The organism is Pseudoduganella sp. HUAS MS19, assembly GCF_053615455.1.
Window position 1 is genome coordinate 2,596,578 of record NZ_CM132133.1, and the last position, 26,923, is coordinate 2,623,500.

Genomic DNA, 26,923 nt, shown 5'->3' on the forward strand with positions numbered 1-26,923 from the left:
GGAAGGCGGTACAATGGACCAGGAGCACATATTCAATGAACCCGCCAAACGCGCCCGACAGGGTTGAGCAGGCCACCTCCAGCGCGAAATTTCCGCTGGTCGGCATCGGTGCGTCGGCGGGTGGCCTGGAGGCGCTGCAAAGGCTGCTGCCTGGCTTGCCGCCTGAACCGGGATTTGCCATCGTGATCATCCTGCACCTAACGCCGGACCAGCCCAGCCAGTGTGCCGAGGCCCTGCAGCGTTTCTGCAACATGGCCCTGGTTCAGGTCACCCGGCACCCGACCCAGGTCCTGGCCAACCATGTTTATGTGATCGCTCCGGGCACCCTGCTCAAAGTGGAGGATGACTATCTGTTCCTCGATGAAGCTGGTGGTGATCGGACCACGCTGGGCGTGATCGATTATTTCTTCCATGCGCTGTCCTTGTCGCACCGGAACATGGGGGTTGGCGTGCTGCTGTCAGGGATGGGCCATGACGGATGCGGTGGGCTCGCCGCGCTGCGCGAGCAGGGCGGCACTGCAATTGTCCAGTTGCCGCAAGATGCGCAATTCGCGCTCCTGCCGCAGTCTGCCATCGATGCCAGCCAGGCTGACATGGTCTTACCGGCCGCAGAGATTGGGCCGCGCCTGCAGTTGCTGTGCCAGTCGATCGGCGCGGCGCTGCCGGAACCGGCGCGCTTGCCCGATGAGGCGCAAGCGCTGCAGGAGGTGCTGTCCATGTTGCATGAGCGCACCGGGCACGACTTCCGGCATTACAAGCGCCCGACCATTCTGCGCAGACTTGAGCGCCGCCTGCACCTGCACGGCGTGCACAGTGTGGCGGCTTACCGCTCGCTGCTGGCATGCGACGAAGAGGAAGCGGCCCGGCTGATGAAGGATTTGCTGATCGGCGTGACAGGCTTTTTCCGCGACAGCGAGGCTTTCGGCCGGCTGCGCGAGGTGGTGCTGCGTGCCTTGCTGGATGGGCGCCAACGACGCGAGTTGCGCGTCTGGGTGGCGGCTTGCTCGACCGGGCAGGAAGCGTATTCGCTGGCCATGCTGTTTGCCGACATGACACGCAATATGCCGGAGCCGCCGCGCATCCATATCTTTGCATCCGATATCGACGAGCAGGCGTTGGGCGCGGCGCGCGCCGGCCTGTATCCTGCATCGATCCGCGACGAGATGCCGGCGGCCACCCTGGAGCGCTATTTCGTCCGTATCGGCAAGCAATACCGTGTCCGCCAGGTACTGCGCGAGAATATCACGTTTGCCAGCCATAATCTGCTGCGCGATCCTCCGTTCTCGGAGCTGGACCTGGTGACCTGCCGCAATTTCATGATCTATCTTGACCGGCCCATGCAAAGGCTGGTGTTGCAGCGCTTCCACTTCGGCCTGGCGCGCGGCGGCTACCTGTTCTTGGGCAGCGCCGAAACCGCGGACACAATGCCTGAATTGTTTACCGGGATCGACCGCGCCAGCCGCATCTACCAGGCACGTGTGGTCAACGGGCTGCTGCCGCTGCCGCCGGCGCCCGCTTCTGCCGCCAGGACCTGCGCGCCCGCCTTGCACCCGGCGGCAGAAGGCACGCCGCCAGCAGGATCGCCATCGCTGGATGATCTGCGCGACCGCCTGGCGGTGGCGGAGAGCGGGTGCGAGCAACTCCAGTCCAATAATGAAGAACTGAGCATCATCAATGCCGAACTCAAAGCGCGACTGGAAGACAGCAGCAAGGCCAACGACGACCTGAACAACCTGATCGCCTCGGTCGACCTGGCAACCGTGTTTGTCGATCCGCACCTGAGGATCAGGCGCTTCACGCCGCGCGCGGCCGGCATCTTCAACCTGCTTCCGCGCGACGCCGGCCGCAGCCTGCTCGACCTCACCCACCGCCTGGACTACCCGCAGCTGGAAGACGATGTGGTGCGCACTTTCGACAGCCTGCAGCCGCTGGAGCGCGAAGTACAGGGCAGCGATGGGCGCCATTACATCGTGCGCGTGCGGCCCTACCGTACGGGTGAGGACGAGATCATTGGCGCCGTGCTGACGTTCTTCGATATCAGCCGCCGCCGCAGCGCGGAAGATGCGGCGCGCCTGCTCGCCGACGACCAGGAATTCCTGCTGCAGCTGGGCGACAGCCTGCGCCCGCTGGAGGAACCGCTGCAAGTGCTGGCTTTGGGATGCCGCCTGCTGGGAGAGCGGCTGGCGTTGCCGCAACTGGCATTCGCCGATATCCATGACGGACACTATGTGATACTGCCCGGCCATGCCGCAGGCATGCCGCCGCTGCAAGGAACGGGCGAAGTCGAGGCGCTTGGGACGGCCGTGCGGGCGCGCTGGCGTGTGGGGGAGGCCGTGGTGCTGGCCGACCTGGCCGGCGACGAAAGGGCTGCCGACGCCGCTGGCGCGTTGGCCGGCATAGCCGGCAGGAGCGGTGCGTTGTTGTCGGTGGTCTGCCGCAAGGGTGAGCGTTGGCTGGGCTTCTTCCTGGGCTGCCAGGAGACCGCGCGCCAATGGACACGCCCGGACGTGAGCTTGTTCGCCGAGTCGGCCGCGCGCATTGGCGTGGAATTCGAGCGGGCACGTGCGCAGGCCGCGCTGCAAGCCAGCGAAGCGCGCTTGCGCCTGCTGCTGCGTGGCTTCGCCCAGACCTGCTGGGAAACCGATGCCAGCGGTGAGGAGAGCGAAGTTTGGCTGGATTCTGTCCACCCAGACGACCGCGCCCGTGCGCAAGGCATGTGGCGCGAGGCCGTGCGCAGCGGTGCCGGCATGGACGCTGAAGTGCGCCTTCGGCAACCCGGCGGCGGCTGGCGCCGCGGTAGCATGCTGGCCACGCCGCTGCTTGACCAGCAGGGCCAGGTCCGTCACTGGAGCGGATGCATCGTTGATACCGACGAGCGCTTGGCGGCGCCATCGGGTAGCATATAGCCATCTGTAACTACCCTTGGCATGGCGATGGAAAACACGATGCACTGGTCGGCGCACGAGCTGTCGATGACGGTTTTGATGACGCCCGACATGGCAAACTTCTCTGGCAACGTGCACGGCGGCGCCATCCTCAAGCTGCTGGACGGCGTGGCCTATGCCTGCGCCAGCCGCTACTCGGGCAGTTATGTGGTGACGCTGTCCGTGGACCAGGTGATGTTCCTGCAGCCTATCCACGTGGGCGAACTGGTGACTTTCCTGGCATCGGTCAACTATACCGGCACCAGCTCGATGGAAGTGGGTATCCGCGTGGTGGCGGAAGATATCCAGCAGCGCCTGGTGCGCCACGCGAACAGCTGCTACTTCACGATGGTGGCAGTGAGCCAGGACCGCAAGCCGCAGGCGGTGCCGCCGCTGGTGCCGCAGACCCCGGAACAGATCGCGCGCTGGGAAAAGGCGAAGCTGCGCAAAGCGGCCCGCCAGCAAGTGGCGGCTGCGGTCAAGAAAGCTTAAGCAGGCGGCTCAGGCCGGGCGGCGATGGCTCGGATAGACCAGCGTGCGCAGCGCGATCGGCTGCGGCACGCCCATCGCAAACAGGAATTCAGCGGCGCGGCGCAGGCCCACTTCGGGCAGGGCGGCGACGGCCTGGTTGATGATGTCGCGCGTCCGGTGGTCGGTGCGCACTTGCTGTCGGTGCAGGTCTACGCTGTTCATGTCCACTCTCCTTGTCTCCTCAGGCTCGCAGCCGGCGGGGCGCCGCGCTGGACAGTTGCTTGCCATCCTGCAACATCTGGCGCATCGCCGATGCGTCGACAGGACGGCTGAAATAGTAACCCTGGATTTCATCGCAGCCATGGCGGCGCAGGAATTCAAGCTGCTCTTCAGATTCTACCCCTTCCGCAATCACGCGCAACTCAAGGTTGTGCGCCAGGGCGATCACCGACACCACGATGGCTGCGTCGTCGGCGTCGGTGACGATGTCGTTGACGAAGGAGCGGTCGATCTTCAGCACGTCGATCGGGAAATTGCGCAGGTAGGACAGGCTGGAATAACCGGTGCCGAAATCGTCGATCGACAGCGCCACGCCCAGCGATTTGAGTTCGTGCAGCAGGTTCACGCCCTGCGTCACGTCGTGCATGAACAGGCTTTCAGTCAGTTCCAGCTCCAGCGCGGACGGCGGCAGGCCGGCTTCCTCCAGCACGGCGGCGATGCTGGATACCAGCTCCGGCTGCGCAAACTGGCGCGCCGACAGGTTGACCGCCATGCGCAAGTCCTGGAAGCCGGCATCGCGCAGGACGCGCGCCTGCTGGCAGGCGGTGCGCAGCACCCAGGCGCCGATCGGCACAATCAGCCCCGTTTCTTCGGCCAAGCCGATAAAGCGCGCCGGCGGCACCATGCCCAGTTCCGGATGCTGCCAGCGCAGCAGGGCTTCCATGCCGACGATAACGCCCGAGGCCAGGTCGACCTGGGGCTGGTAATGCAGCACGAACTCGTCGCGTTCCAGTGCATTGCGCAGGGCGCTTTCGATGCGCAGGCGCTCCTGCGCCTCGTCGTTCATCTGAGGCTGATAGAACTGGAAGGTGTTGCGGCCCAGTTTCTTGGCCGAGTACATGGCGATGTCGGCGTGCTCGATCAGGTTCTGCGCAGGCGTGCCGTCGGCGGCGTAGACCGCCACGCCGATGGAGCAGGTAACGAAGAATTCCTTGCCTTCCAATAGCACCGGCTGCGCCAGCGCCTTCATCACGCGTTCGATGATGGCGGGCGACAGCTGCTCGTCCGGGTACTGGCTCAGGATCGCCACGAATTCGTCGCCGGACAGGCGCGCCACGGTATCGCTTTCGCGCACGCTCGACTGCAGGCGCGTCGCCACCGTCTGCAGGAGTTGGTCGCCGGCCTTGTGGCCCAGGCTGTCGTTGACGAACTTGAAGCGGTCCAGGTCGATCAGCACCACCCACATCGGCAGGCCGCTGCGGTTGGCGTAAGCGATGGCCTGCTGCAGCCGGTCCTGCAGCAGCACGCGGTTGGGCAGGCCGGTCAGGACGTCGTGGTGGGCGATGTGATGGATGCGTTGTTCGGCCTCTTTGCGCTCGGTGATCTCGCTGCCGGTGCCGCGGTAGCCCTTGAATTCGCCCTGGGTGTCGTACACCGGCTCGCCGCTGGTGTTGAACCAGCGCGTCACGCCGTCGTGGCCGACGATCGAATATTCAAAGTTGGAGAAGGGCAGGCGCGCCTGCACCTTGTTGATATGGTCGCGGCCGGCGCTGCTGGTGTAGAGCTCCGGCGTGCATTCCCAGCGCGTGCGGCCGAGGAAGTTCTCCTTCGCCACATGCCCTTTCTCGAAGAAGCCGCCGGTAATGTGGGTGAAGCGGAAATGCGTGTCCTGTTCCCAGTACCAGTCGGAGGACAGGGCCAGCAGGCGGCGGAAGCGGTGTTCGGACTCCTGCAGCGCGCGCTCGGTGCGCTTGCGCGCCGCCACGTCTTGCGCCAGGCGCTGGTTGGAGCGCTGCAGGTCGGCGGTGCGGGCATCGACCAGCCATTGCACGCGGCGCGAGCGCTGCACCAGCGTATGCACGAAGGCGGCCGCCAGGGCGCTGAACAGCAGGCCGCCCAGCAAGGTGCCCAGCGAACCGAGGTGGTCGGCCAGGAAGGGGCGCGGCAAATCGTCGCTGCGGATATGCCATGTGCGGCCCAGAACGTCGAAGCTGCGCATCTCGCTGCTGTGATAATCGAAATCGAGCCAGCGGTGCAGCCAGTGTTCCTTGCGGTCGAGGGGCGCCGGCCCGTGGCGGTAAGCCAGGCTGCCGCTTTGCGAAGGATCGCCGGCGTACACGCTCAAGCCCAGGCTGGCGTCGTGCAGCAAGCCGTTTTGCTGCAGGATGGTGTGCACCAGGTGCGGGGTGCGGATCACGGCTGCCGTATCGCCGGCCCAGGCCTCATGGCGCTCGGCGCGCGTGCCGGTCGGCATGCCGGGCCGGTATACCGGCATGATCATGATGAAGCTGTTGCGTTGGGCCGGGTCCTGCGCCAGCTGCAACTGCTCGGTGGCGGAGGGCCGGCCGTTATGCAGGATGCGGTTGATGGCGCCGCGCACATGCACGTTATTGCCGGTATTTAGGCCCAGCGCCGGCTCATTGCCCTGCATCGGCTCCAGGTATTCAACGACGTTGTAGTAAGGCCGCTCCGGCGCCGGCACCGCTTTCCCTTCGGGTGACAGCTCGGTGATCCGGAATCCCGGGTAGAGCGCCTGCATCGACGCTTCGAACCCCGGGCGCTCGGCATGCGTCAGCACGCGGTGGTAGTTGAAAGCCTGGATGAACGGGTAGCGCTGCAGCAGCGGCTGCGAGAAGGAGTGGAACTGCGCGCGGCTGACCGGTTGCACGGTGCGGAACAGTTCATTGATCACATTCAGCACTTCCTCGGCATCGGCCAGGCCGCGCTCGATGGCGGTTACGCGGGCGTTGGCGCGCTGCTGGAAGCCCAGTTCCATCTTGCCGAATTCGAGGGCGCTGACCGAGACGAACAGCACGGCGGTGGCCGCCAGGCCAGCGCCCAAGGTGAGTGCGGCTGCACCGTAGTGCGATAGTCCCCTGCGCCGACCTGCCATGGTGTCCTTTGCATAAAAAATGTAGTTTGTCACAATTCTCATGGCTTTGGGGCAATAGTCTTTAAATTCCTGTCAAATCTCCCCGGCGCAGGCGCGCAACGGTGTAAATTGCCAACAGTCGGTTGGCCAGGCCGAATCCCAGTCCCGGCGTCGGGCTGCCCCAGGCGGCCACCCGGCGCTGCATGGCGCTGGCCGGGGCGCCGGGGGAGCGCCCGGGACGGATCGCAAACAGGATGTGGTTATTGCCGGCGATGCCGGTGAACTGGCAGACGCGGTCATGGAAAGCATTTGACAGCCGCACCAGCACGCTGCGGTACTTGGGGTCGTAGCTGAACACGTTGGCTGCCAGAACGCCGTCGGGCCGCAGCGCGCGCCGGCAATCGGCGTAGAAGTGCTCGGTGGACAGCGCATTCGGCAAGCCGTCGGCGTCGAAGCCGTCCACCAGCAGGACGTCGGCGCTGTCCTTCAGTTCCTTCATATACTGGGCAGCGTCGCACTGGATGACGCGAAAGCGCTCATTGTCCTGCGGGATGGCGAAGCGTTCGCGCAGGGCGATGACATCGGCCCGCAACTCGAGCACGGTGATGCGGGCGCGGGGCAGGTAGCGATAGCAGAATTTGGCCAGCGAGCCGCCACCCAAGCCCACCATTACGATATGCTCGGGGTTGGGCTTGAACAGGACAAAGCACATCATGGCCCGCGCGTAGGCCAGCACCAGGGCATCCGGATCGGCCGGATCCATCTGGCTCTGCACTTCGCCGGGCGTGAATTCCAGCGACAAGCGACCGCGCCGGTGGCGCACCAGCGGGCGGTGGTGGTCGGGGATGGAAGTCATTTTGTCAACTTGTTATGAACCGTGATGATCTGATAAGCTGCCGTGCTCCGGTCTCCGCCCCAGTGTACCGGATGAGCCCTGCGATAGGGCGCTCGCGTTTACATCGGCAACTTTTATAGGTACATTGCCAACATAGGCAGCCTGGAGACGATAAATGTTCTTAGACCATCCAACCATAACAGCGACCAACAGTTTCACCGAGCCGGATCGCATCGAGCGCCTGACCCGCGTCTATGGTTACGTGGCAGCGCTGGCCGACTACGCCGGCAAGCAGCAATTCATCGAAAAGGTCAGCCAGCTGCATGACCACAAAGGCACGCTGATCGTGTTCTGGCACGATGCACCGACCGAAGACGAAAAAGAATTCTTCTCCAAAGCCTGGGCCAGCAAGATCGGCGACGGCAGCAGCAACGTCGAACACGAAGTCTGATAGCGGCCTGCCCGCCAAGCAATGGATATCAAGACCCTGGTTCTCGCCCTTGCACTGGGCAACCTTAGCCTGTGCGCGGCGCTGTTTTTCTTCGAGTATGAGAACAAGAAGTCGCTGACGCTGTCGACCTGGGCCATAGCGAAGCAGTGCCAGGCGGTGGGCTGGATCCTGTTGTATTTCCGCGGCGTGGTGCCGGAGCTGCTGGCCGGCCCGCTGGCCAATGCCGTGCTGCTGGCCGGCTTCGCGCTCGACGCCGGCGCCCTGTGGGAAGGTGTCGGCCGCCCGCGCTGGCGCAATGTCGTGTACCCGGCGCTTTCGCTGGCAGTCGGCGCGCTGCTCGCTTTCCATATCCTTGACAGTTCGCCGGCGCTGCGCCTCGGCGCCGGCTCCCTGTTTGTCGGCTTCTTCTTCTTCGCCGGCGTGCTGGCGCTGGCGCGCGCCTGGCGCGGGGGCAGCATGCTGCGCCGTTATCTGGTGGTTGCCATGTTCATACTGGCACTGGTGATCGTTGGGCGCGGCCTGCTGACAGCTGCGTTCCCGGACGGCCTGTCCTGGATCGGTGCCAATGCGATGCAGCTTTTCGGCTTTGGCGGTTTCTACCTGATGATGCTGGTGAATGCCTTCGGCTACCTGCTGCTGTCGCGCGAGAAGCTGCAGATGGACCTGGCGCGGCTGGAAACCACCGATCCGCTGACCGACGTGCCGAACCGGCGCGGCTTTTACCAGGCTTTGGCGCCATGGATGGCGCTGGCGCGCCGCCCCGGCCAGCCGACCGCCATGATCATCCTGGCGCTGGACCAGTTCAAGCGCGTCAACGACAGCTACGGGCACGCGGCGGGCGACGCCGCGCTCAAATCCATGGTGGAAACCTGCAAGAAGCAATTGCGCGACTCCGACCTCATGGGTCGCCTGGGCGGGGCCGAATTCGCCATCCAGCTCCCGCGCACCGGGCAGGAAGACGCCATGATGGTGGCGGAGCGCATCCGCCGCGCCATCGAGGCGACGCCGGTAAAGGCCGAGCGGGCGATTATCAAGCTGACGGCCAGCATGGGCGTGACCACCATCCGTGCCGACGACAGCACGGTCAGCCTGTTCAAGCGCGCCGACGAAGCCCTGCAGGCGGCGAAAGTGCGCGGCGAAAACCAGGTGGCGCAGCCGCCTGCGCCCCAGTCACTGGAGGCCTTGTCATGACAGCGTAACACTGGCGGCGTACTGTGCTACCATTTTCGTTATAAACGATATAAATGGATTCCTCGATGTACGCCGCAGTGGACCTGGGCTCCAACAGTTTCCGACTCTCCATCGGCCAGCACGATGGGGGCAAGATCCGCGTGCTCAACAGCATGCGTGAACCTATCCGCCTTGCCGCCGGCCTGGATGCGGTCGGCAATCTCACCGATGAAGCCCTGCAGCGGGCGCTGATCTGCCTGAAGAATTTCCGCGTGGCGCTGGCCGCCTACGAGTTCGACGGCGTGCGCGTAGTGGCTACCGCCATCCTGCGCCAGGCGCGCAATGCGGCCGATTTCCTGCCGCAACTGGAACAGGCCATCGGCTACCCGATCGAGATCATCTCCGGCGAGGAGGAGGGGCGCCTGATCTACATGGGCGTGGCCAATGCGCTCGGCCAGCCGAACGAGAGCCGGCTGGTGGTCGATATCGGCGGCGGTTCGACCGAATTGATCCTTGGCCGCGGGCTGGACATCGAACGGGTTGAGTCGTTCAGCGTGGGCAGCGTCAAGCAAAGCCTGTCCTTCTTCGTCGGCGGCCGGGTCGATGCCCGCTCTTTCGAAGCGGCTGTGCTGTCGGCCCGCTCGCATTTCGAGGATGGGGCGCCGCCTTACCATCCCGAATACTGGAAGCGGGCCTACGGTTCCTCCGGCACCATCCGCGCCATCGGCGAGATCATCGAGAAGAACAAGCTGGGCGACGGCATCACGCTGGCGGCCCTGAACGCGGTGCGCAAGCGCTTCATCGAATTCGGCCAGGTGTCGAAGATCGACATGCCGGGCCTGCGCCCCGACCGCGCCAGTACCGTGATCGGCGGCTTGGCGATCCTGATCGCGGTAGTGCAGGAGTTGGGCATCGAAAAGCTGGAACCGATCGATGCCGGCCTGCGCATGGGCGTGATGTGGGACCTGTACCTGCGCTCCACGCGCCGCGACCGGCGCGACGAATCGGTCGGCGCCTTCCTGGCCCGCTTCCATATCGAGTCCGAGCGCGGCGCCCGCGTGTCGGAGGCGGCATCCATCCTGTTCCAGCAGATGAAGCCGGCCAGCGATGCCTTGCTGCGCCACCTTTCGTGGAGCGCACAGTTGCACGAAGTAGGGCTGGTGGTGTCGCAGACCGGCTACCATAAGCACTCGGCCTACATGATCGAGAACGCAGACATGCCCGGCTTTACCACCCGTGAGCAAAAGCTGATGGGCCGCCTGGTCCTGGCCCAGAAAGGCAACCTGCGCAAGGTCAGCGAACACCTGGCGGACAGCGATTTCGCCAAGGCGGTGGTGGCCCTGCGGCTGGCCATCGTATTCATGCACTGCCGGATCGAGGTCGAAGAGCGGGCCGTGCGCCTGCGCATGAAGAACCGCATCGACCTTGAGCTGAAGCGCGATTGCGTGACCAGCCACCCAACCTTGTCGTACTGGATGGAGAAGGAGCAGGAGTTCTGGGACGAGATCGGGGTGGATTTCAGCGTTCGCACTGTTGCGTAATAATCGTATATACTGTTTATATAATTCAACAATGGAGTATCCATGAACGCAACGAAGTCCAAAGCCCCGGCCGCCAAGCCGGCAACCAGGCCTGCCGCCAAGCCTGCCGCCAAGCGCGCACCGGCCGCTGCGAAGACTACCGCAGCCGCCAAGCCCGCCCCGGTAAAAGCTGCCGCCAAGGCGGTCGCCGCAAAGCCGGCCGCGAAAGCTGCCGCCAAGCCGGCGCTCAAGCGTGCAGCCCCAGCCAAACCGGCTCCAGTAGCGGCGCCGGCGGCCAAGCCCGTCAAGGCAGCCAAGGCAGAAAAGCCGGTCAAGCAGCACAAGGAAAAGCTGGTGCGCGACAGCTTCACCATGCCGGAATCCGAATACGCGGTGCTGGGCCAGGTCAAGAAGACCTGCCTGAAGAACGGCGTGGAAGTCAAGAAGTCCGAGCTGTTGCGCATTGGCGTCGCCCTGATCAGCCGCCTGGACATGGCTACACTCAAGCAAGTGCTGGCCTCCCTGCCGCAATTGAAGACGGGCCGCCCGAAGAAGGCGTGATGTAATATTTCTGACACATCGCTGTCATGTTCGTGCAGCAATAGCGCAGCAAACTGGCTTCGTCACTACAGAAAGGACGAAGCATGCAAACTACCATCGTCAGCGCTGCCCAGCGCACAGAAGCCAGCCCCCGCCTGGTATTGAGCATGGCAGCCACCCCGGAAGAGGTGCGCGAAGTACAACGCCTGCGCTATAAAGTCTTCATTGAAACCCAGGGCCTGAGCGCCCTGGCGACGCCGGATGGCCTGGATTGCGACGAATTCGACGCCGCCTGCGACCACCTGATCGTGCGCGATACCGCCACCCTGAAAGTGGTTGGCACCTACCGTCTGCTGAACCCCGCCGGCGCCCGCAAACTGGGCCGCCATTACTCTGAAAACGAATTCGACCTCGGCCGCCTGAAACACCTGCGCGGCCGCATCGTGGAAGCGGGCCGCGCCTGCATTCATCCGGATTACCGCGGCGGCAGCGTGATCATGCTGCTGTGGTCAGGACTGGCCGAATACATGCGCCGTCACCAGTGCGAGTACCTGATTGGCTGCGCCAGCATCAGCCTGGCCGATGGCGGCCACAATGCAGTCGCCGTGTACCAGCAACTGCGCGAGCAACACATGGCGCCGGTGGAGTACCGCGTCACGCCGCACCTGCCGTTTCCGGTGGAGAAGGTGGAGGCCGCGCGCGCCGCACAAGTGCCGCCCCTGCTCAAAGGCTACCTGCGCTCCGGCGCATGGATTTGCGGCGCACCGGCCTGGGATCCTGATTTCGAAAGCGCCGACCTGTTCGTGATGATGCCGCTGGCGAACCTGGACGGCCGCTACGCCCGCCACTACAACGTGGCGTCGGAAGCTGCCTGCGTCAGCTGATCCGCCAGTGCTTGCCGGTGCAGCACCGGGCCATGGTTCATATGGCACAGAAAAATGTGCTATATTTGGTGTACCGATCGGTAAATTGTGATCCGATCGGTACATTTGAAAGGATCAAACCATGTCAGTCCGACCTCCTGTACCACCCTTCACCCGCGCAAGCGCCATCGAAAAAGTCCGCCTGGCCGAAAACGGCTGGAATACCCGCGACCCGGAGAAAGTGTCCCTCGCGTATACCGAAGACAGCTGGTGGCGCAATCGCGCCGAGTTCGCGCAAGGCCGCGCCGCCATTGTCGCCCTGCTGAAGCGCAAGTGGGCACGCGAGCTCGATTACCGCCTGGTCAAGGAATTGTGGGCGCACGATGGCAATCGCATCGGTGTGCGCTTTGCCTACGAATACCATGACGATTCGGGCCAGTGGTACCGCGCCTACGGCAACGAAAACTGGGAGTTCGACAAGAACGGCCTGATGCACCACCGTCATGCCAGCATCAACGAACACCCGATCAAGGCCGAAGAGCGCAAGTTCTTCTGGGACCGCAGCGGGCCGCGTCCCGACGACCATCCAGGCTTGACCGAGCTGGGGCTCTGATCATGGCACGCGTTGTCGCGGAACGGGCAGACGTGATCCCCCTGGTTGCGGAAGTGTTCCGTACGTATGGCTTCGAAGGCGCCAGCTTGTCCCGCATCACCGCGGGCACGCGGCTGGGCAAGGGCAGCATTTATCACTTCTTTCCGGGCGGGAAAGACGAGATGGCGGCTGCGGTGCTGCAGGACATCGAGCAGTGGTTCCGCTTGCACGTTTTCGAGCCGCTGCGCGAGAGCGCAGATGCGGGGCAGGGCATCGCTGCCATGTTTGCGGAGGTGGAGCGGTACTTCCTGTCCGGGCAGCGCGTGTGCCTGGTAGGCGTGTTCGCGCTTGGCAATGAGCGCGACCGCTTTGCCGCTGCCGTGCGCGATTATTTCGAAGAGTGGATCGAGGCGCTGGCTGCAGCGCTGGTGCGCGCCGGACACAAAGGCAAGCAAGCCAGCGCGCTGGCGGAAGAAGTAGTGGGTGGTATTCAGGGGGGGCTGGTACTGTCACGTGCGTTCAACCGGCCGGCGACGTTTAGGGCGGCGTTGAAGCGCTTGCGGGAGAGACTGGACCGCTAGCAGGAATCGGCGCCGGTGAATGCGATGCCGGCGCCTGGCATCTATCTCAGCGTGAACCGAGCTCAGTGTACTGAGGCATTCGACAGTTCTTTGAGCTCGCGGATAGAGAGCTCAGATTTCTCATGCATGCGCAGCAGGATGGTAGCCCCGACTGCGAGCTTGCGGTGACGGATCTTGCTAATGATGGGTGGTTGCACTTCCAGCACCCTGCAGAGCTCCGCATCATTCTTCAGGTGCATCTTCTCGATCAGCGTGTCGAGCAGTTTGTTTGGAACGAAGCTGGATGGCTCCAACGCACGCGCCCTGTTCATTGCCTCGATTAGTTCGAGTTTCTTCTGCCTGACGCTCATTTTGCTCCTCCTTGACGTTGTTAACTACGTGGATAGAAAAAGCAGGCTTGCATGTTGTATTGATAACGAAGCAAGTTAATTAAATAATACTCCGCTTACCAAAAAAGCCAAGAATTTGTGAGAAAAATAATGAGTTTTATTGCGAGGCAGGGTTGACGACTGTTGTAACTTTGAGTCCATTTTTAGTGAGGCGCAGAACTTTATCGGCGCGCGCAGCGGCGGCCGGGGAATGCGTCACCATGATGGTGCTTGCGCCGCTGGATTTAAGTTCCTGGTGCAACAATTGCAGTATGGAATTTGCAGTGTCGGGATCGAGGTTGCCGGTCGGTTCGTCCGCCAGCACCAGGGCCGGGCGGTGCACCAGGGCACGGGCTATGGCAACCCGTTGCATTTCACCGCCGGAAAGTTGATGGGGGTAGTCATGGCCGCGGCCGCCGAGGCCGACTGCTTCCAGCATGTCGAGTTCGCGGCCTTGCGGCATACCGTTCAGCAGCAGGGGCAGGGCCACGTTCTGTTGCAAGGTCAGGTGGGGCAGCACATGGAAAGCCTGGAAGATGAAGCCCATGCGTGCGCGGCGCAATCGCGTGGCCGCATCGTCGTCAAGCGATGCCAGCGGCGTACCGTCGACGATGATCGCCGGCTCCTCGCTCGGGTCTGGCTGGTCGAGGCCGGCAATCAGGTTCAGCAAGGTCGACTTGCCGACGCCCGAATCGCCCATGATGGCGACAAATTCGCCAGGCTCGAAGGTCCAGCTCAGCCGATCAAGCACGCGGCGTTCGTTCGAGTAACTCTTGGTGAGGTTTCTGAGCTGGAGCATGGCTTAACGGGTCAGTGAGCGGCGCAGCGCGAAGCTCAGGGCATCGACCACGGCCACCAGCAGCAGCATGGCCAGGATCACCGTGGCAGCGCGCTCCATCTGGAACAGGGACAGGTGGTATTTGAGCATCTGTCCCAGGCCGCCGGCGCCGACCACACCCAGCACGGCGGCGGCACGGATATTGTTTTCCCACCGGTACAGCGTGTAGGACAGCATTTGCGGCAGCGTCTGCGGCAGCGTGGCGTAGAAAAAAGCCGCCATCGGCGTCGCGCCGTTCAGGCGCAGGCTTTGCTCGGGCAACGGCGGCGCATTTTCCAGCGCATCGGCAAAGAGGCGTCCCAATACGCCAGCCGTGTGGGCCGCCAGCGCCATGGTGCCGGCAAACGGCCCCAGGCCTGCTGCCACCAGCAGGATCGACGCCCACACGAGTTCCGGGATTGAGCGCAGCACGTTCAGCATGCCGCGCACCAGGGCGCGCGGCGCGCGGCCGAAACGCCCGGCGCCCGGGATCGCCAGCAGCAGGCCGCCTGCCACGGCAAGCAAGGTGCCAAGGGCCGACATGGCCAGCGTTTCCATGGTCGCGATGCCGGTCTTGCGCAGGAAGCCGCCGGCCATTTCCGGCGGCGCGAAGCCGGCCAGGAAATTGCCCATGCTGCGCATGGCTTCAACGGTGAACAGGTCGCCCAGCTTGAGCGACAGCGTGGCGAAGCTGGCGATCACCAGGGCCGCCAGTGCGGCTGCGAACAGCCAGCCGGACCAGTTGCGCGCGGGCGGCGCGGGCATATGGCTCATCCGAGCCTCCGGCGCAGGTATTTGGACACCATGTCGGCAGCGGCAACCAGCAGCACGAACACGATCAGCATGGTCGACACTTCGCCGCCGGCCAGCATCTTGGTCGATTCCTCCATGCGCTGGCCCAGGCCGCCGGCGCCGACGAAGCCCATGATCACCGAGCCGCGGATCGCGCATTCCCAGCGATAGACGGTATAGGACACCAGCTCGGATGCCGCTTCCGGCAGGGCGCCGTACAGCAGGGCGGCCAGGCGCCCGCTGCCGTTTTGTAGCAGCACATCGCTGGCGTGGTGGTCGGTGGACTCCAGGATTTCGGCATACACCTTGCCCAGCATGCCGGAATAGGTCAGGGCGATGGCCAGTACGCCGGCGGTCGGCCCCAGGCTGAAAATGCGTACGAACAGCAACGCCCACACGAGCTCCGGCACGCTGCGCAGCAGTACCAGCAGCCAGCGCACAAGCTGGCGCACGATGCGCGGCAAGGCTGCGATGCGGCCAGTGCCGATGCGCGAAATCGACATGCGTTCAGTGACGATCAAGGTGGCGGGAATGGCGCCCAGCATCGCGAGCGTCAGGCCGCAGGTGGCAATGGCCACTGTCTTCCATGCTTCACGCGCCACCATGGCGAGGAATTCCGCATCGTGCGCCGGCGCCAGGAAATCGGACAGGAAGCGCCAGGTGGCCTGCAGGCTTTGCAGGTCGAACAGCGTCCAGGGATAGAACTCGGTCGCCACCACCAGCGGCCACAGCAGCGCAATGCCGACAGCAACCGCCGCCAGGCGCTGGCGCCATGCGGGATCCGGATGGTGGGGCGAAAGGGGAACGGCAGGAACGTTATGCATCGCTTACAGGCACGCCCCGACGGCCAACTTGGCTGCCAACTCGTCCGGCTGCGGCGAGTTCGCCGGCGGCAGTTCGCCGAGATACAGCTCATCGACCATCGCTTGCGTGACCTGCTCTCGCGGCAGGTCGAAAGCGATGCGGCCATTCTTCAGCGCCACGATGCGCGGGAAGTGGGCCAGCGCCAGGTCGACCTGGTGCAGGCTGCAAACCAGCAGCGCATTGCGCTCGCGCGCTTCCTGCTGCAAGGTGTTCAGGGTGAGCTGCGACAGCGCCGGGTCGAGCGCGGACAAGGGCTCATCGACCAGCAAGGCCTGCGCCGACGACAGCAGCAGGCGCGCCAGGCCGCAGCGCTGGCGCTCGCCGCCGGACAGGCGGTCGACGCGGGAATACAGCTTGTCGCCCAGGTTGAAACGGGTCAGCGCGCGGAAAGCGGCTTCCGGATCGGCGGGCTTGAACAGCGAGAGCAGCGCCTGGCCCAGGCTCCAGTGCGGCAGGCGCGCTGCCAGCACCGCCGTCACCACGCGCTGGCGCGGCGGCAGAGGCGGCGTTTGCGGCGCCAGGAACAGCCGTGCGCGCATGGCATGGCGGCCGGCATCGGTCAGTTGCCAGGGATTGGTGCCAAAGGCCTTGAAAGCGCCGCCATCGGGGCGCTGGGCGCAGGCCAGGGTCGAGAGCAGGGTGGTCTTGCCGGCACCCGAAGGACCGATCAGGGCCACCTGTTCGCCAGGCTCGAAGGCCAGGGAAATGTCTTGCAGCGCAAGGCCGCGCGAACCGCCGATATGGCGGACCGAGAGGCCCTGCAGCTCGTACCAGGCAGAAGACATTGATTACTTCAGCAGTCCGGCATTCCTGGCTGCCGCTTCGATATTGCTGTAGTTGGCAGTCTTGGTCGGGATGAACTTCGACGCGCGCTGCAGGTCCAGGATCGCCTTGTCTTCAGGCTTGGCGCTGTCCAGCGCCAGGAAGGCGTCGCTGATCTTCTTCTTCAGCGCCTCAGGCATGTCGGCACGGACGGTCCAGTTGTAATCGTAGTAGGCCGGGGTGGTGTAGAACACGCGCACCACGGACGGGTCGACCTTCTTCTGTTCGTTCAGTTTTTCCCATACGGAGATATTCAGCGCGCCGGCATCGACCTTGCCGCCCGCTACGGCGGCCACGGTGGCGTCATGGGCGCCGGAGAAGGAAATGCGTTTCAGGTCGGTGTCCGGATCGATCTTCGACGCCAGCAGGAAGGAGCGCGGCATCAGGTGGCCGGAAGTCGAGGACTCGGAACCGAAGCTCAGGGTCTTGCCTTTCAGGTCGGCCAGCGAATTGATCGACTTGTTGGTGGTGACGAAGACCGAGCGGAACTTCTCGTCTTCCACGCGCTGCACCAGCGGCACGACCTTGCCCTTGCTCATGTGGTTGGCCTGGACGAAGGTGAAGCCCCCGAACCACACCATGTCCAGCTTGCCGTTGACCAGGCCTTCCACCGAAGCGGCGTAATCGGTCACCGGAGTGAACTCCACTTTCATGGCCAGTTTCTTCTCGAGGTATTCGCCGAGGGGCTTGAACTTGCGCTGCAGCTCGGTCGGCGCTTCGTCCGGAATGGCGGAAACGCGCAGGACCTGCTGGGCTTGGGCGCCGGCAGCGGCGAAGAGCACACCGGCAGCAAACAGGGCCGATTGAATGGTGCGGAGGGAGAAGATGGACATGAATGATCCTTATTTATGTTAATGACGAGCCGCACGCCTCGGGTGTGGGTGCGGTACCTGGTCTTGGATATTCAGCTATGATAGCAAAAATGTCCCTGGAGCCTGAGCCATGACCTTGTCACGCACGGCAGCGATCCGCCTGGTCGCACCGGAAACGAGCAGTGTGTTGTCCCCCAGAACCGCCCATGGCAACGCGGCCACCATTGCAGAGATCAGCGCCGGGCTGCTTGCACCGCAGGCTTCCACCTCGCCAAAATATTTCTACGACAGCCTCGGTTCGCACCTGTTCGAAGCGATCTGCGAATTGCCCGAGTACTACCCGACGCGCACCGAAGCGGCGATTTTCGCGCGTCATGGTGCCGACATGGCGGCCTGCACTGGCCCAGGCATGACGCTGATCGACCTGGGTGCAGGCAATTGCGCCAAGGCTGCCAGCCTGTTCCCCCTATTGCAGCCCAGCCAGTACGTGCCGGTCGATATCGCCAGCGAGTTCCTGCAGCAGGCCGCGGCGCAGCTTCGCCAGCGCTTTGCCGCCATCGAGATCACGCCGCTGGTGCTGGACCTGTCGCAGCCGCTGGTGCTGCCGCCAACGGTGCCGGCGGCGCGGCGCCAGTTTTTCTATCCCGGTTCATCGATCGGCAATTTCACGCCGCACGATGCAGTGGCCTTCCTGCGCCAGGTGCGCGAAAACGTGGGAGCCGACGGCGGCCTGCTGATTGGCGTGGACCTGGTCAAGGACCCGGCGCTGCTCGATGCGGCCTACGACGACGCGATCGGCGTCACGGCAGCCTTCAACCTGAACCTGCTGCGCCACCTGAACCACCTGGCCGGCACCGACTTCGATCCGGCACAGTGGCGCCACGTCGCCTTCTTCAACGATGCGGAGAGCCGCATTGAAATGCACCTCGAGGCGCGCTGCGCGCTGACCGTGCACTGGCCGGGTGGCGAGCGCAGTTTCGCCCAGGGCGAGCGCATTCATACCGAAAACAGCTACAAGTACACGCTGGAGGGATTCCGCAGCCTGCTGTGGGAAGCGGGCTTCCGCGTCGATGGCACCTGGACGGACGATGCGCACTGGTTCGCAGTGATGCACGCCGCGGCGGCTTATGCGTGACACCAGCCTGTGGACCGAGCGCTACACGCAAGTGCGCGCGGCAACGATGGCGTTGGCCGAGCCGCTGTCCGACGAAGATTGCGGCGCGCAGTCGATGCCGGATGCCAGTCCGGTCAAGTGGCACCTGGCGCACACCACCTGGTTCTTCGAGACCTTCATCCTCGAACGCTTCGAGCCGGATTTCCAGCCGTTTCACCCGGCATTCAGGGTGCTGTTCAATTCCTATTACAACGGCATCGGCGACAAGCACCCGCGGCCGCAACGCGGCCTGCTGACGCGGCCTTCGATGGCCGACGTACGCGCCTATCGCGCCAATGTGGATGCACGGATCGCCGCGCTCGCGTCGCGCCTGGCCGCCAGCGACGCCCGCCTGGCCGCCTTGCTGACGCTCGGCCTGCAGCACGAACAGCAGCACCAGGAACTGATCCTCACCGACATCAAGCACCTGTTGGCGCAGAACCCATTGGCGCCGGCCTACCTGCCTGGTGCCGTACCGGCCGTGCCCGCCGCAGCGGCAGCGCAATCCTGGCTAAGCTTCGATGGCGGCGTGCACGAGATCGGCCATCAGGGCGAGGGCTTCTGTTTCGACAATGAGCTGCCGCGCCATCATGTCTGCCTTGCTCCGTTCCGGCTGTCCAGGCGCCTGGTGACGAATGCCGAATACCTCGCCTTCATCGAAGCCGGCGGCTACCGCGATCCGAGCCTGTGGCTGGCCGAAGGCTGGGACTGGATTCGCGCCCAGGGGATTGAAGCGCCGCTGTACTGGCGGCGCGGCGCGGAGAAGGGCGTCTGGTCGGCATTCACCCTGCACGGGCAGCAGCCGCTCGAGCTGGATGCGCCGCTAAGCCATATCTCACTGTTCGAGGCCGACGCCTACGCCCACTGGTCCGGCGCGCGCCTGCCGACCGAAGCAGAGTGGGAACGCGCGGCCAGCGCAGGCACGCTTGAGCAAATGTTCGGCCACTGCTGGCAATGGACCAGCAGCAGCTACGCCCCATACCCCGGCTTTCGTCCTGCCGAAGGGGCAATCGGGGAATACAACGGCAAGTTCATGGTCAACCAATACGTGCTGCGCGGCTCCAGCCGCGCCACCCCGCAAGGCCACAGCCGCGCCAGCTACCGCAACTTCTTCCCCGCCAGCGCACGCTGGCAGTTCACCGGCATCCGCCTCGCAAAATAAAAGTCGGGGTCAGCTCCTGACCCTTCCCCTCATATTTTGCAGACACGCACCATCGATATCAGTTCGATAAGTGCGTGTTTGATATCTGTCAGATGGATCGAAGGCGGTTGGGCCTCATTAATCCAATGCATCGCCAATGACAGGATTGACAGAGTGCTGGCAGCCTTCGCGCGACTGCCGTAAGCGACACTGAAACCTGTTTTGCGAGCGGCGAGTCCGATAAGCCAGAGTGCGTAGGTGAGCAATGTCCCCAGCAAGAGCAAAATAGCCAAGCGCCGCAATGTGTGGGTCTGACTAAGGCGTAATCCCATTCCCCACTGCGCGTTCTTGAGGTCGCGGAAGGTTTGTTCGATCTGCATGCGGCCAGCGTAAATGTTGGCGATTTGCTCGGCATTGAGTGAGGCGAGCTTGGGTGAAACGGCGAGCAACCATGGCTCGCGTTGTCCCCGACTATTCTTCTTGCTGTGGCAGCTGCGTGCCGGCTTGCCTATCTTGGTCAATCGGCGCCGCCCCTTTGGGTGGCGTTTCAGCAGCACAAGCCGGCACAGGACAGGATTAGCGCGTGTGTAAAAGTATTGGCCCAGGTCGCGCGCATGGGCGCTGGCCTGTGCATAGAGCGTCTTGCAGCCAACCCAGCCAGGACTGTCGTGCCAGCGCACCATGTCGCGATTGCGGATCCTCCCCACCCAGGCAAATCCGAGCTGGTTTAACAGCTTGAACCAACTGGCGCGAAAGCCGGCATCGGTGATGATGATGGCCCGGCTGCCCGGTGGAAGTATGCTGCGCAACGATTGTAGAAAGTGTTGATGCACAATCGGTGAGCCAAGCTTGGCGCAGGGGTGGGTTTCCTCATAGAGGGTGAACGCACGCCCTTTGACGATGGCTGCTGCCCGTAGCAACTGAATGCTGCTATCGTCTCGTACCGCCGACCAGTCCACAGCAATCTGCACACCAGGCTGGCGGATCACACGGCGAGCCAGCGCACGGTACACGGCATGCTTTTCCTGCGCCAGATGGGGGTTACTCAACAGCCGATCACAGCATTTGATGCGATGGCGCAACTGCGTCGCCGAAGCCAGCTTCTTCCCCATGCGCACCAGACTTAGGCCACCATGCAACGCCGCTGTCGCCACCTTGGCCAAGCATGTCCGCCGCTTGGCATGCATGTTCGGACATTCCTGATCCAATAACCCCTGTATGATTGCATGTGCATGCATGGCTTATTCCTTTCCCTCGCAGTTTGGACGCTACGAATGAAAGGGGTGACACAGCCATGCATGCGCCGTTTTTGGGATTGAAAGTTAACAGCTTCCTTCAACGTTTACAACAAAAATATGAGGGGAAGGGTCAGGGTCAGCTCCGGCAATCGGACATTTCGCTTGCGAAATGTCCGATTGCCGGAGCTGACCCCGACTTTTTAAGTGCGAGTTACAGGCGGGTGATGCCGAGGGCCTGGCTGATCTCTGCCTTGAATTTGGCGGCCTGGTCGGCGTTAGGGATCTCGCCGGCCAGTTTCAATGCCAGCAGGCGTAGGTCGCTGATCTCGTCGAAATAGTCGCCGCATACGATCGCTGCCATCGGGCCGATGTAGGTGGCGAGGGTGTTTTCGAAGATGGTGCGCTGAGCCTGCGACAGGGCGGGCTTGCTGGAAGCGGGCTTGCTCGGTGCTTCCGGTGCGGCTGCCGGGCGGCGTGCCACGCCGGCCAGCAACGTGGACGCAGGCGAACTGCCTTCCGGCAGTTCGGTGATGCTGCCGTACAGGTAGTCGAGGATCGCTTCGGTCGACCATGGCAGCGGTTCGTTATTGCCTACGCTCGGACGGTCCAGGCTCATCCGTGCGCGCTGGATGGTGCGCAGGATGTCCAGGCCGTCGCGGCCGCGGCGGCCGCGGCACAGGACGAACACGATGCGCCCGCTGTCGAGGTGGATCTGCGCCATGCGGTTGTCATCGCTGACCAGCATGATGGTCGCGGTGTCGCCCTGGGCGCAGAAGCCGGCGATCTTGTCGAGCAGCTCTACGAAGGGAGTGAACTCTGGCTGTGACATATCAGTGCGCCTTTACCGATTATTTCTTACGCAGGCGATCCATCGCCATCTGGATACTCACGCCCAGGCGTTCCACCGCACGCGCCAGCGAGCCGATTTCGTCGCCGCGGGTGGTCTGTGGAATGGTCACGTCCAGCTGGCCTTTGCTCAGCTTTTCGGCGATGTCGGTCAGGTGGTTGATCGGACGGGTCAGTTGTTTGCCGAGCACGAATGCCAGGCCGGCAACCAGCACGATAACGATGATGATCAGCAGGCGCGCTTCGTTGCGCATCTTGGTCATGGCGGCATAAGCTTCGTCGTAACGCTGCTCAACCAGCACGGTCCAGCCTTGCGGCAGGTTGCGCACGAAGCCAACCATCTTCACGTCGCCGTCCATATAGACTTTTGGATCGTCGGTGATGCCTTCCACTTGCAGGGCAGGGTGCTTGCTGAAGTCTTGCAGGGCGGTCTTGATCTTGCTTGCATCACCGTGGGCGATGACTTTCTTGTCGCCATCCAGCAGGATGGCGTGGCCGGTTTCGCCGATGCGGATGTCGGTCACGGTGCGGGAGACCACGCCCAGGTCCATCGCCATTGCAAATACGCCAACAATGGTGCGGTTTTCATTGCGGATCGGCACGCCGATGTTCAGCGACGGTTTGCCGCTGGTCTTGCCGATCGCCACCAGGCGGCCTTCTTCCTTGCCGGACATGATGGCCTTGAAGTAGGAGCGGTCGCCGTAGTTGAGCATTGGGTTGCCGTCGCTACGCGCCACGTCCATGCCGTCCACGCCCAGGGTGTGGATCAGGTAGACCCATTCGTAGGAAGCGGCAGTCGCCATCAGGACCGGCGTCTGGCGCGCGGTGTTCATGGAGATCATGTCGTCCAGGCGTGCAGCCTGGCGCATGGCGCGCATATTGGTGTCGTCCCAGCCGTTAACGCCGGTGGCCACGGTGTCGGTGGTGGCGACCAGGTTTTCCGAAATTTTCGCGGTCAGTTCCTGTTCCGCGGAAGTATTGCCCAGGTACCAAAGGGCGAACAAGGGACCAAGGGTCACCACGAGCAGGGTGATCAGGACTTTTTGAAAGATATTAAGTGACAGTTTCATTTTCATAAATCATTCGTAATAATCGCGCTGACACCACCGCATTCGAACACGGACAGCGTCGGCATTAAGGCTTATTTCGAGGCAAAGCTGATGACTTGCCCGAGGCTGTTTGCAGCGCCAAGCACGCTACTTCGGGCATTGTCTGAGCAACAATTTTACGAAATCACAGGTCGCTGCTGGACCCTTATCAGGCGTGATTTTCCTGTTGCTCAGTTTATAAGTTCACGATTATACATCAGTCGGTTTCCAGGCGGAAATGATATTTAAGCGTTGTGCGCGCTGGCCAGGCGCGGTGTGTTGCGTGGCTGCGAAGCCAGGGCCGGCCGCCGGGGCCCGGCCGCCTCTCCGGAAAGGCGGAACTGGCTGACCAGGGTTTCCAGTTCGGCTGCCTGGTCGCTCATGGCCGAGGCGGCAGCAGCGGCTTGTTCCACCAGGGCGGCGTTCTGCTGCGTGGTCTGGTCCATCTGCATGATGGCCATGTTCATCTGTTCAATGCCGTCGGTTTGCTCGCGCGTGGCCAGCGAGATCTCGGCGACGATGCCGGTCACGCGCTGGACCGCCGACACCACCTCCTCCATCGTGGCGCCGGCCTGGGCAACCAGTCTTGCGCCTGCATCGACCTGCTGCACCGAGCTGGAAATCAGTTCCTTGATTTCCTTGGCTGCGCTGGCCGAGCGGGCGGCGAGGTTGCGGACTTCGCTGGCCACTACGGCGAAGCCGCGGCCTTGCTCGCCCGCACGCGCAGCTTCCACGGCCGCATTCAATGCCAGGATGTTGGTCTGGAAGGCGATGCCATCGATCACCGCGATAATGTCCACCACTTTGCGCGAGGAATCGTTGATCGAGCCCATGGTCGATACGACCTGCGACACCACCTCGCCGCCGCGCTGGGCGATGGAAGAGGCCGTACTGGCCAGCTTGTCCGCTTCACGCGCATTGTCGGCATTGGCTTTGACGGTGGATGTCAGCTCTTCCATCGACGATGCGGTTTCTTCCAGCGCCGAGGCCTGGTTCTCGGTGCGCGCCGACAGATCCATATTGCCGGTCGCGATCTGGCCGGAGGCGGAGGCTATGGCCACCGTGCCGTTGCGCACCTGGCCGACGATCTGCGACAGCGCATCGTTCATTTCGCGCAGGGCTTGCAGCAGCTGGCCGGCTTCGTCCTGCGAATGGGCCTTGATCTGGCTGCTCAGGTCGCCCGATGCGACAGTGCGGGCGACGTTCAGGGCATAGTTGATCGGGCGGGTGATCGAGCGCGTGACCCAGACAGCACAGGCGGCACCCAGCACCAGCGCCGCCAGGCCGAGCGCCACCATCGTCGCCTGGGCGGCGCCGATGTGCTGCCTGATTTCCGCGCCATTGGCCGTGACGATGCCGTCCTGCAGGATGGCCAGCTTTTCCACCGTTGCCTGCAGCCTGGCCAGGCGCGGCATGGTTTCCGACAGTGCGCGCTGCGAAGCCTGTTCGCGCTGGCCTTCTTCGAGCAGTTTGAGAACACCGGAAAACGATTGCACATAGGCTGCGCGTTCATTGGCCACCTGCGCCAGCAGCTCGCGGCCGGCGGGTCGGTAGACCAGCTTGTCGAGCGTGGACAGCGCGTCCGTGATGGCGGCCTTGTTCTTTTCGACCTGCTTGCGCAATTCGGCGGATTGGGCGGCATCGGTTACAAGCAGCAGTTGCAGCACCAGCGCTGCATTGGCGCGCGTGGTGGCGGTGACCGTGGCCGCCGCGTCGGCCTTGACCCAATCCTTGTCGATGATGGTGGAGCTCAGATCACCGATGCTGGAAAGGCGCTGGCTGCTTACGGCGATCAGCATTGCCATCAAGGCGAAGACAATTGCGAAACACAAACCCAGGCGGGTCCCGATCTTCAGGTTGGCAATGCGCATGAATGCTCCTTCCGGCGGCATGGAAAACGATTTACCAGTATAGGTAAATGCCGCAAGGAGACATTTTTGGGGACAGCACGCAGGCCGCCCCCGAATGAAAAACCGCTCAGGCAGCCGCTTGCGCGATGCTAGCCGGGACTTCCGCCTTCAATGCGATCTGGCGGTTGATGGCGCTCAGCACGGCCTTGAACGATGCGGTGACGATATTGCTGTCGATGCCGGCGCCGAACAGGGTAGGGCCGCCGTCCAGGCGCAGCTCGACGTAGCAGGCCGCTTTGGCATTGGCGCCGTGGCCGATGGCATGCTCGTGGTAGTCCATCAGTGTGACGTCCAGGCCGAGCGCGTCGACGAAGGCATCGATCGGGCCGTTGCCGCCGCCTTGCAGCGACATCGAAGCCTTGTTGTGCAGCAGGCCGATATCGATCTGCACCGGTTCGTCGCTGGCGCTGTCTTCCACCATCTTATGCGACACATAGGCGTAAGGCGCGGCCTGGTTCAGGTACTCGTTTTCGAAGATCCGGTAGATGCCTTCGGATGTGATTTCCAGGCCGGTCTGGTCGGCCACTTTCTGTACCGCGCGGCTGAACTCGATCTGCAGGCGGCGCGGCAACTCGAGGCCGTAATCCTGTTCCAGCAGGTAGGCCATGCCGCCTTTGCCGGACTGGCTGTTGACGCGGATGACGGCATCGTAGCTGCGGCCCAAATCCTGCGGGTCGATCGGCAGATACGGGATCTCCCAAGGTGCGCCTTCCTGTTGCTTGGCGAAGCCTTTCTTGATCGCATCCTGGTGCGAGCCGGAGAAGGCCGTGAATACCAGGTCGCCAACGTATGGATGGCGCGGGTGCACCGGCAACTGGTTGCATTCCTCCACCACCTTGCGCACGGAGTCGATATCGGAGAAATCCAGGCCCGGATGCACGCCTTGCGTGTAGAGGTTCAGCGCCAGGGTCACCAGGTCGACGTTGCCGGTGCGCTCGCCGTTGCCGAACAGACAGCCTTCGACGCGCTCGGCGCCGGCCATGACCGCGAATTCGGCGGCGGCGATGCCGGTGCCGCGGTCGTTATGCGGGTGCACCGAGATGATGATGGCGTCGCGGCGTTCCAGCTTGCGCGACATCCATTCGATCTGGTCGGCGTACACGTTCGGGGTCGAGCATTCGACGGTGGCGGGCAGGTTGACGATCATCTTCTTGTCCGGGGTCGGCTGCCAGATGGCGGAGACCGCGTCCACGATGTGCTTGGCGAAATCCAGTTCGGTGGTGGAAAAGGACTCCGGCGTGTATTCGTACGCCCAGTCGGTCTCCGGATGCTGGGCCAGCAGCTCCTTTACCAGCTTGGTGCCGGACGTGGCGATATTGGTGATCTCTTCGCGGCTGGCGCCGAACACCACCTTGCGGAATACCGGCGCGGTGGAGTTATACATGTGCACGATGGCGCGCTTGGCGCCGATGCAGGATTCCACGGTGCGGCGGATCAGTTCCTCACGGGCCTGCGTCAGCACGATGATGGTGACGTCGTCCGGGATGCGGTCTTCCTCGATCAGCTTGCGCACGAAATCGAAATCGGTCTGCGAGGCGGAAGGGAAGCCCACTTCGATTTCCTTCAGGCCCACCTTGATCAGCAACTCGAAGAACTTGATCTTCTTTTCCACGCTCATCGGCTCGATCAGCGCCTGGTTGCCATCGCGCAGGTCGGTGCTCATCCAGATTGGCGGCTTGGCAATGACGGCGTTGGGCCAGGTGCGGTCGGTCAGGCCGACGGTCGGGTAGGGACGATATTTCGCGGCAGGGTTCTTCAACATCATGGTGATACTCCTGTGTTTTTCAATTTTTTGGAAACCGGGACGTGGCGCAAGGGCGGCCAACGTGGGGTACAGCCAGGGGGAAATCAGGCGCGTGCCAGTAGTAGCGCCCCTAGGGATAGGGCGCCTGGCAGGTGAGCGGAAACGTGCAGATGCGAGGTCATGTCGGCCAATGTAAGGCACCGGATTTGCCCTTGTCAAGAAAAAATCTCGGCGGTAGCTTGCGATGTTTTCGCACTTTGTGCTGCTAGAATACGGGCATTAACGAAGAA

At 63.2% G+C, this 26,923-nt stretch carries 25 protein-coding genes; 11 read left to right on the forward strand and 14 right to left on the reverse strand.

Features of this window, described 5'->3' with window-relative positions; all coding sequences use genetic code 11:
* Positions 1–35: 35 nt before the first annotated feature.
* A complete protein-coding gene (locus ACWBU6_RS11950; protein WP_452649005.1) occupies positions 36–2,906 on the forward strand; it encodes a CheR family methyltransferase in 2,871 nt (956 codons plus the stop codon).
* A gap of 27 nt (positions 2,907–2,933) precedes the next feature.
* Positions 2,934–3,416: an acyl-CoA thioesterase gene (locus ACWBU6_RS11955; protein ID WP_452649006.1), complete on the forward strand. Its 483-nt coding sequence runs from the start codon at positions 2,934–2,936 to the stop codon at positions 3,414–3,416.
* Between the two features lie 9 nt (positions 3,417–3,425).
* On the opposite strand, the gene ACWBU6_RS11960 is transcribed toward ACWBU6_RS11955, so the two are convergent.
* From ACWBU6_RS11960 to ACWBU6_RS11970, 3 genes are all read right to left on the reverse strand, one after another.
* Positions 3,426–3,617 carry a hypothetical protein gene (locus ACWBU6_RS11960; RefSeq protein WP_452649007.1) on the reverse strand — a complete coding sequence of 64 codons (192 nt, stop codon included), beginning with the start codon at positions 3,615–3,617 and terminating at the stop codon, positions 3,426–3,428.
* 19 nt (positions 3,618–3,636) lie between these two features.
* Positions 3,637–6,507: a bifunctional diguanylate cyclase/phosphodiesterase gene (locus tag ACWBU6_RS11965; protein ID WP_452649008.1), complete on the reverse strand. Its 2,871-nt coding sequence runs from the start codon at positions 6,505–6,507 to the stop codon at positions 3,637–3,639.
* 61 nt (positions 6,508–6,568) lie between these two features.
* Positions 6,569–7,342, reverse strand: a complete 774-nt coding sequence (locus ACWBU6_RS11970) for a spermine/spermidine synthase domain-containing protein (RefSeq protein WP_452649009.1) — start codon at positions 7,340–7,342, stop codon at positions 6,569–6,571.
* Between the two features lie 154 nt (positions 7,343–7,496).
* Here ACWBU6_RS11970 and ACWBU6_RS11975 point away from each other — a divergent pair, with 154 nt between their 5' ends.
* The 7 genes from ACWBU6_RS11975 (at position 7,497) to ACWBU6_RS12005 (ending at position 13,038) form a co-directional block, all read left to right on the forward strand.
* Entirely contained in the window at positions 7,497–7,772 is a 276-nt protein-coding gene (locus tag ACWBU6_RS11975) for a hypothetical protein (RefSeq protein WP_452649010.1), read from the forward strand.
* A gap of 21 nt (positions 7,773–7,793) precedes the next feature.
* Positions 7,794–8,963, forward strand: coding sequence for a GGDEF domain-containing protein (locus ACWBU6_RS11980; protein WP_452649011.1), 1,170 nt, complete (start codon positions 7,794–7,796; stop codon positions 8,961–8,963).
* 65 nt (positions 8,964–9,028) lie between these two features.
* Positions 9,029–10,483 (forward strand): Ppx/GppA phosphatase family protein, encoded by a 1,455-nt coding sequence (locus ACWBU6_RS11985; protein ID WP_452649557.1) that lies wholly within the window; start codon positions 9,029–9,031, stop codon positions 10,481–10,483.
* A 42-nt stretch (positions 10,484–10,525) separates the two neighbouring features.
* A complete protein-coding gene (locus ACWBU6_RS11990) occupies positions 10,526–11,023 on the forward strand; it encodes a hypothetical protein (protein WP_452649012.1) in 498 nt (165 codons plus the stop codon).
* A gap of 83 nt (positions 11,024–11,106) precedes the next feature.
* Positions 11,107–11,886, forward strand: a complete 780-nt coding sequence (locus ACWBU6_RS11995) for a GNAT family N-acetyltransferase (RefSeq protein WP_452649013.1) — start codon at positions 11,107–11,109, stop codon at positions 11,884–11,886.
* Between the two features lie 121 nt (positions 11,887–12,007).
* The gene (locus ACWBU6_RS12000; protein ID WP_452649014.1) at positions 12,008–12,478 is read left to right on the forward strand and encodes a nuclear transport factor 2 family protein; all 471 of its coding nucleotides are present in this window, start codon (positions 12,008–12,010) and stop codon (positions 12,476–12,478) included.
* A 2-nt stretch (positions 12,479–12,480) separates the two neighbouring features.
* A complete protein-coding gene (locus ACWBU6_RS12005; protein WP_452649015.1) occupies positions 12,481–13,038 on the forward strand; it encodes a TetR/AcrR family transcriptional regulator in 558 nt (185 codons plus the stop codon).
* 62 nt (positions 13,039–13,100) lie between these two features.
* Here the strand turns inward: ACWBU6_RS12005 and ACWBU6_RS12010 are convergent, their stop codons facing one another.
* The 6 genes from ACWBU6_RS12010 to ACWBU6_RS12035 all read right to left on the reverse strand — a co-directional run bounded on the left by ACWBU6_RS12010 (position 13,101) and on the right by ACWBU6_RS12035 (position 17,534).
* Positions 13,101–13,388 carry a hypothetical protein gene (locus ACWBU6_RS12010; protein ID WP_055934583.1) on the reverse strand — a complete coding sequence of 96 codons (288 nt, stop codon included), beginning with the start codon at positions 13,386–13,388 and terminating at the stop codon, positions 13,101–13,103.
* A 136-nt stretch (positions 13,389–13,524) separates the two neighbouring features.
* Positions 13,525–14,205, reverse strand: a complete 681-nt coding sequence (locus ACWBU6_RS12015; protein ID WP_452649016.1) for an ABC transporter ATP-binding protein — start codon at positions 14,203–14,205, stop codon at positions 13,525–13,527.
* A gap of 3 nt (positions 14,206–14,208) precedes the next feature.
* Complete coding sequence (phnE, locus tag ACWBU6_RS12020; protein WP_452649017.1) at positions 14,209–14,997, reverse strand: phosphonate ABC transporter, permease protein PhnE; 789 nt, start codon at positions 14,995–14,997, stop codon at positions 14,209–14,211.
* Positions 14,994–15,839 carry a PhnE/PtxC family ABC transporter permease gene (locus tag ACWBU6_RS12025; protein ID WP_452649018.1) on the reverse strand — a complete coding sequence of 282 codons (846 nt, stop codon included), beginning with the start codon at positions 15,837–15,839 and terminating at the stop codon, positions 14,994–14,996. Before ACWBU6_RS12025 ends, phnE begins: the two co-directional genes overlap by 4 nt.
* Before the next feature lie 3 nt (positions 15,840–15,842).
* Positions 15,843–16,664, reverse strand: coding sequence for a phosphonate ABC transporter ATP-binding protein (locus ACWBU6_RS12030; RefSeq protein ID WP_452649019.1), 822 nt, complete (start codon positions 16,662–16,664; stop codon positions 15,843–15,845).
* A gap of 3 nt (positions 16,665–16,667) precedes the next feature.
* Entirely contained in the window at positions 16,668–17,534 is an 867-nt protein-coding gene (locus ACWBU6_RS12035; RefSeq protein WP_452649020.1) for a putative selenate ABC transporter substrate-binding protein, read from the reverse strand.
* 109 nt (positions 17,535–17,643) lie between these two features.
* Between ACWBU6_RS12035 and egtD the strand changes: the two genes are divergently transcribed.
* Together egtD and egtB are read left to right on the forward strand one after the other, a co-directional pair.
* Positions 17,644–18,648: an L-histidine N(alpha)-methyltransferase gene (egtD, locus tag ACWBU6_RS12040; RefSeq protein WP_452649021.1), complete on the forward strand. Its 1,005-nt coding sequence runs from the start codon at positions 17,644–17,646 to the stop codon at positions 18,646–18,648.
* Positions 18,641–19,828 (forward strand): ergothioneine biosynthesis protein EgtB, encoded by a 1,188-nt coding sequence (egtB, locus tag ACWBU6_RS12045; protein ID WP_452649022.1) that lies wholly within the window; start codon positions 18,641–18,643, stop codon positions 19,826–19,828. The genes egtD and egtB overlap by 8 nt, the downstream gene beginning before the upstream one ends.
* A gap of 29 nt (positions 19,829–19,857) precedes the next feature.
* On the opposite strand, the gene ACWBU6_RS12050 is transcribed toward egtB, so the two are convergent.
* From ACWBU6_RS12050 to leuA, 5 genes are all read right to left on the reverse strand, one after another.
* On the reverse strand, positions 19,858–21,045 hold the full coding sequence (locus ACWBU6_RS12050; protein WP_452644803.1) for an IS4 family transposase: 1,188 nt from the start codon (positions 21,043–21,045) through the stop codon (positions 19,858–19,860).
* A 211-nt stretch (positions 21,046–21,256) separates the two neighbouring features.
* Complete coding sequence (locus ACWBU6_RS12055) at positions 21,257–21,874, reverse strand: hypothetical protein (RefSeq protein ID WP_452649023.1); 618 nt, start codon at positions 21,872–21,874, stop codon at positions 21,257–21,259.
* A 19-nt stretch (positions 21,875–21,893) separates the two neighbouring features.
* Positions 21,894–22,961, reverse strand: coding sequence for a HAMP domain-containing protein (locus ACWBU6_RS12060; RefSeq protein ID WP_452649024.1), 1,068 nt, complete (start codon positions 22,959–22,961; stop codon positions 21,894–21,896).
* 263 nt (positions 22,962–23,224) lie between these two features.
* A complete protein-coding gene (locus ACWBU6_RS12065) occupies positions 23,225–24,850 on the reverse strand; it encodes a methyl-accepting chemotaxis protein (RefSeq protein ID WP_452649025.1) in 1,626 nt (541 codons plus the stop codon).
* 106 nt (positions 24,851–24,956) lie between these two features.
* Complete coding sequence (gene leuA / locus ACWBU6_RS12070; RefSeq protein WP_452649026.1) at positions 24,957–26,654, reverse strand: 2-isopropylmalate synthase; 1,698 nt, start codon at positions 26,652–26,654, stop codon at positions 24,957–24,959.
* Between the last annotated feature and the right edge of the window lie 269 nt (positions 26,655–26,923).

Excerpts from the sequence above, each read along its gene's own strand:
- ACWBU6_RS11995 (WP_452649013.1), top strand. The coding sequence starts at position 11,107 with ATGCAAACTACCATCGTCAGCGCTGCCCAGCGCACAGAAGCCAGCCCC.
- ACWBU6_RS11960 (WP_452649007.1), bottom strand. The coding sequence starts at position 3,617 with ATGAACAGCGTAGACCTGCACCGACAGCAAGTGCGCACCGACCACCGG.
- ACWBU6_RS12025 (WP_452649018.1), bottom strand. The coding sequence starts at position 15,839 with ATGCATAACGTTCCTGCCGTTCCCCTTTCGCCCCACCATCCGGATCCC.
- ACWBU6_RS12030 (WP_452649019.1), bottom strand. The coding sequence starts at position 16,664 with ATGTCTTCTGCCTGGTACGAGCTGCAGGGCCTCTCGGTCCGCCATATC.
- ACWBU6_RS12055 (WP_452649023.1), bottom strand. The coding sequence starts at position 21,874 with ATGTCACAGCCAGAGTTCACTCCCTTCGTAGAGCTGCTCGACAAGATC.
- ACWBU6_RS12060 (WP_452649024.1), bottom strand. The coding sequence starts at position 22,961 with ATGAAACTGTCACTTAATATCTTTCAAAAAGTCCTGATCACCCTGCTC.
- ACWBU6_RS11970 (WP_452649009.1), bottom strand. The coding sequence starts at position 7,342 with ATGACTTCCATCCCCGACCACCACCGCCCGCTGGTGCGCCACCGGCGC.
- ACWBU6_RS11975 (WP_452649010.1), top strand. The coding sequence starts at position 7,497 with ATGTTCTTAGACCATCCAACCATAACAGCGACCAACAGTTTCACCGAG.
- egtB (WP_452649022.1), top strand. The coding sequence starts at position 18,641 with ATGCGTGACACCAGCCTGTGGACCGAGCGCTACACGCAAGTGCGCGCG.
- ACWBU6_RS12010 (WP_055934583.1), bottom strand. The coding sequence starts at position 13,388 with ATGAGCGTCAGGCAGAAGAAACTCGAACTAATCGAGGCAATGAACAGG.
- ACWBU6_RS12000 (WP_452649014.1), top strand. The coding sequence starts at position 12,008 with ATGTCAGTCCGACCTCCTGTACCACCCTTCACCCGCGCAAGCGCCATC.
- ACWBU6_RS12065 (WP_452649025.1), bottom strand. The coding sequence starts at position 24,850 with ATGCGCATTGCCAACCTGAAGATCGGGACCCGCCTGGGTTTGTGTTTC.
- leuA (WP_452649026.1), bottom strand. The coding sequence starts at position 26,654 with ATGATGTTGAAGAACCCTGCCGCGAAATATCGTCCCTACCCGACCGTC.
- ACWBU6_RS11950 (WP_452649005.1), top strand. The coding sequence starts at position 36 with ATGAACCCGCCAAACGCGCCCGACAGGGTTGAGCAGGCCACCTCCAGC.
- ACWBU6_RS11980 (WP_452649011.1), top strand. The coding sequence starts at position 7,794 with ATGGATATCAAGACCCTGGTTCTCGCCCTTGCACTGGGCAACCTTAGC.
- ACWBU6_RS11990 (WP_452649012.1), top strand. The coding sequence starts at position 10,526 with ATGAACGCAACGAAGTCCAAAGCCCCGGCCGCCAAGCCGGCAACCAGG.
- ACWBU6_RS11955 (WP_452649006.1), top strand. The coding sequence starts at position 2,934 with ATGGAAAACACGATGCACTGGTCGGCGCACGAGCTGTCGATGACGGTT.
- ACWBU6_RS12015 (WP_452649016.1), bottom strand. The coding sequence starts at position 14,205 with ATGCTCCAGCTCAGAAACCTCACCAAGAGTTACTCGAACGAACGCCGC.
- ACWBU6_RS12035 (WP_452649020.1), bottom strand. The coding sequence starts at position 17,534 with ATGTCCATCTTCTCCCTCCGCACCATTCAATCGGCCCTGTTTGCTGCC.
- phnE (WP_452649017.1), bottom strand. The coding sequence starts at position 14,997 with ATGAGCCATATGCCCGCGCCGCCCGCGCGCAACTGGTCCGGCTGGCTG.
- egtD (WP_452649021.1), top strand. The coding sequence starts at position 17,644 with ATGACCTTGTCACGCACGGCAGCGATCCGCCTGGTCGCACCGGAAACG.
- ACWBU6_RS11965 (WP_452649008.1), bottom strand. The coding sequence starts at position 6,507 with ATGGCAGGTCGGCGCAGGGGACTATCGCACTACGGTGCAGCCGCACTC.
- ACWBU6_RS12005 (WP_452649015.1), top strand. The coding sequence starts at position 12,481 with ATGGCACGCGTTGTCGCGGAACGGGCAGACGTGATCCCCCTGGTTGCG.
- ACWBU6_RS12050 (WP_452644803.1), bottom strand. The coding sequence starts at position 21,045 with ATGCATGCACATGCAATCATACAGGGGTTATTGGATCAGGAATGTCCG.
- ACWBU6_RS11985 (WP_452649557.1), top strand. The coding sequence starts at position 9,029 with ATGTACGCCGCAGTGGACCTGGGCTCCAACAGTTTCCGACTCTCCATC.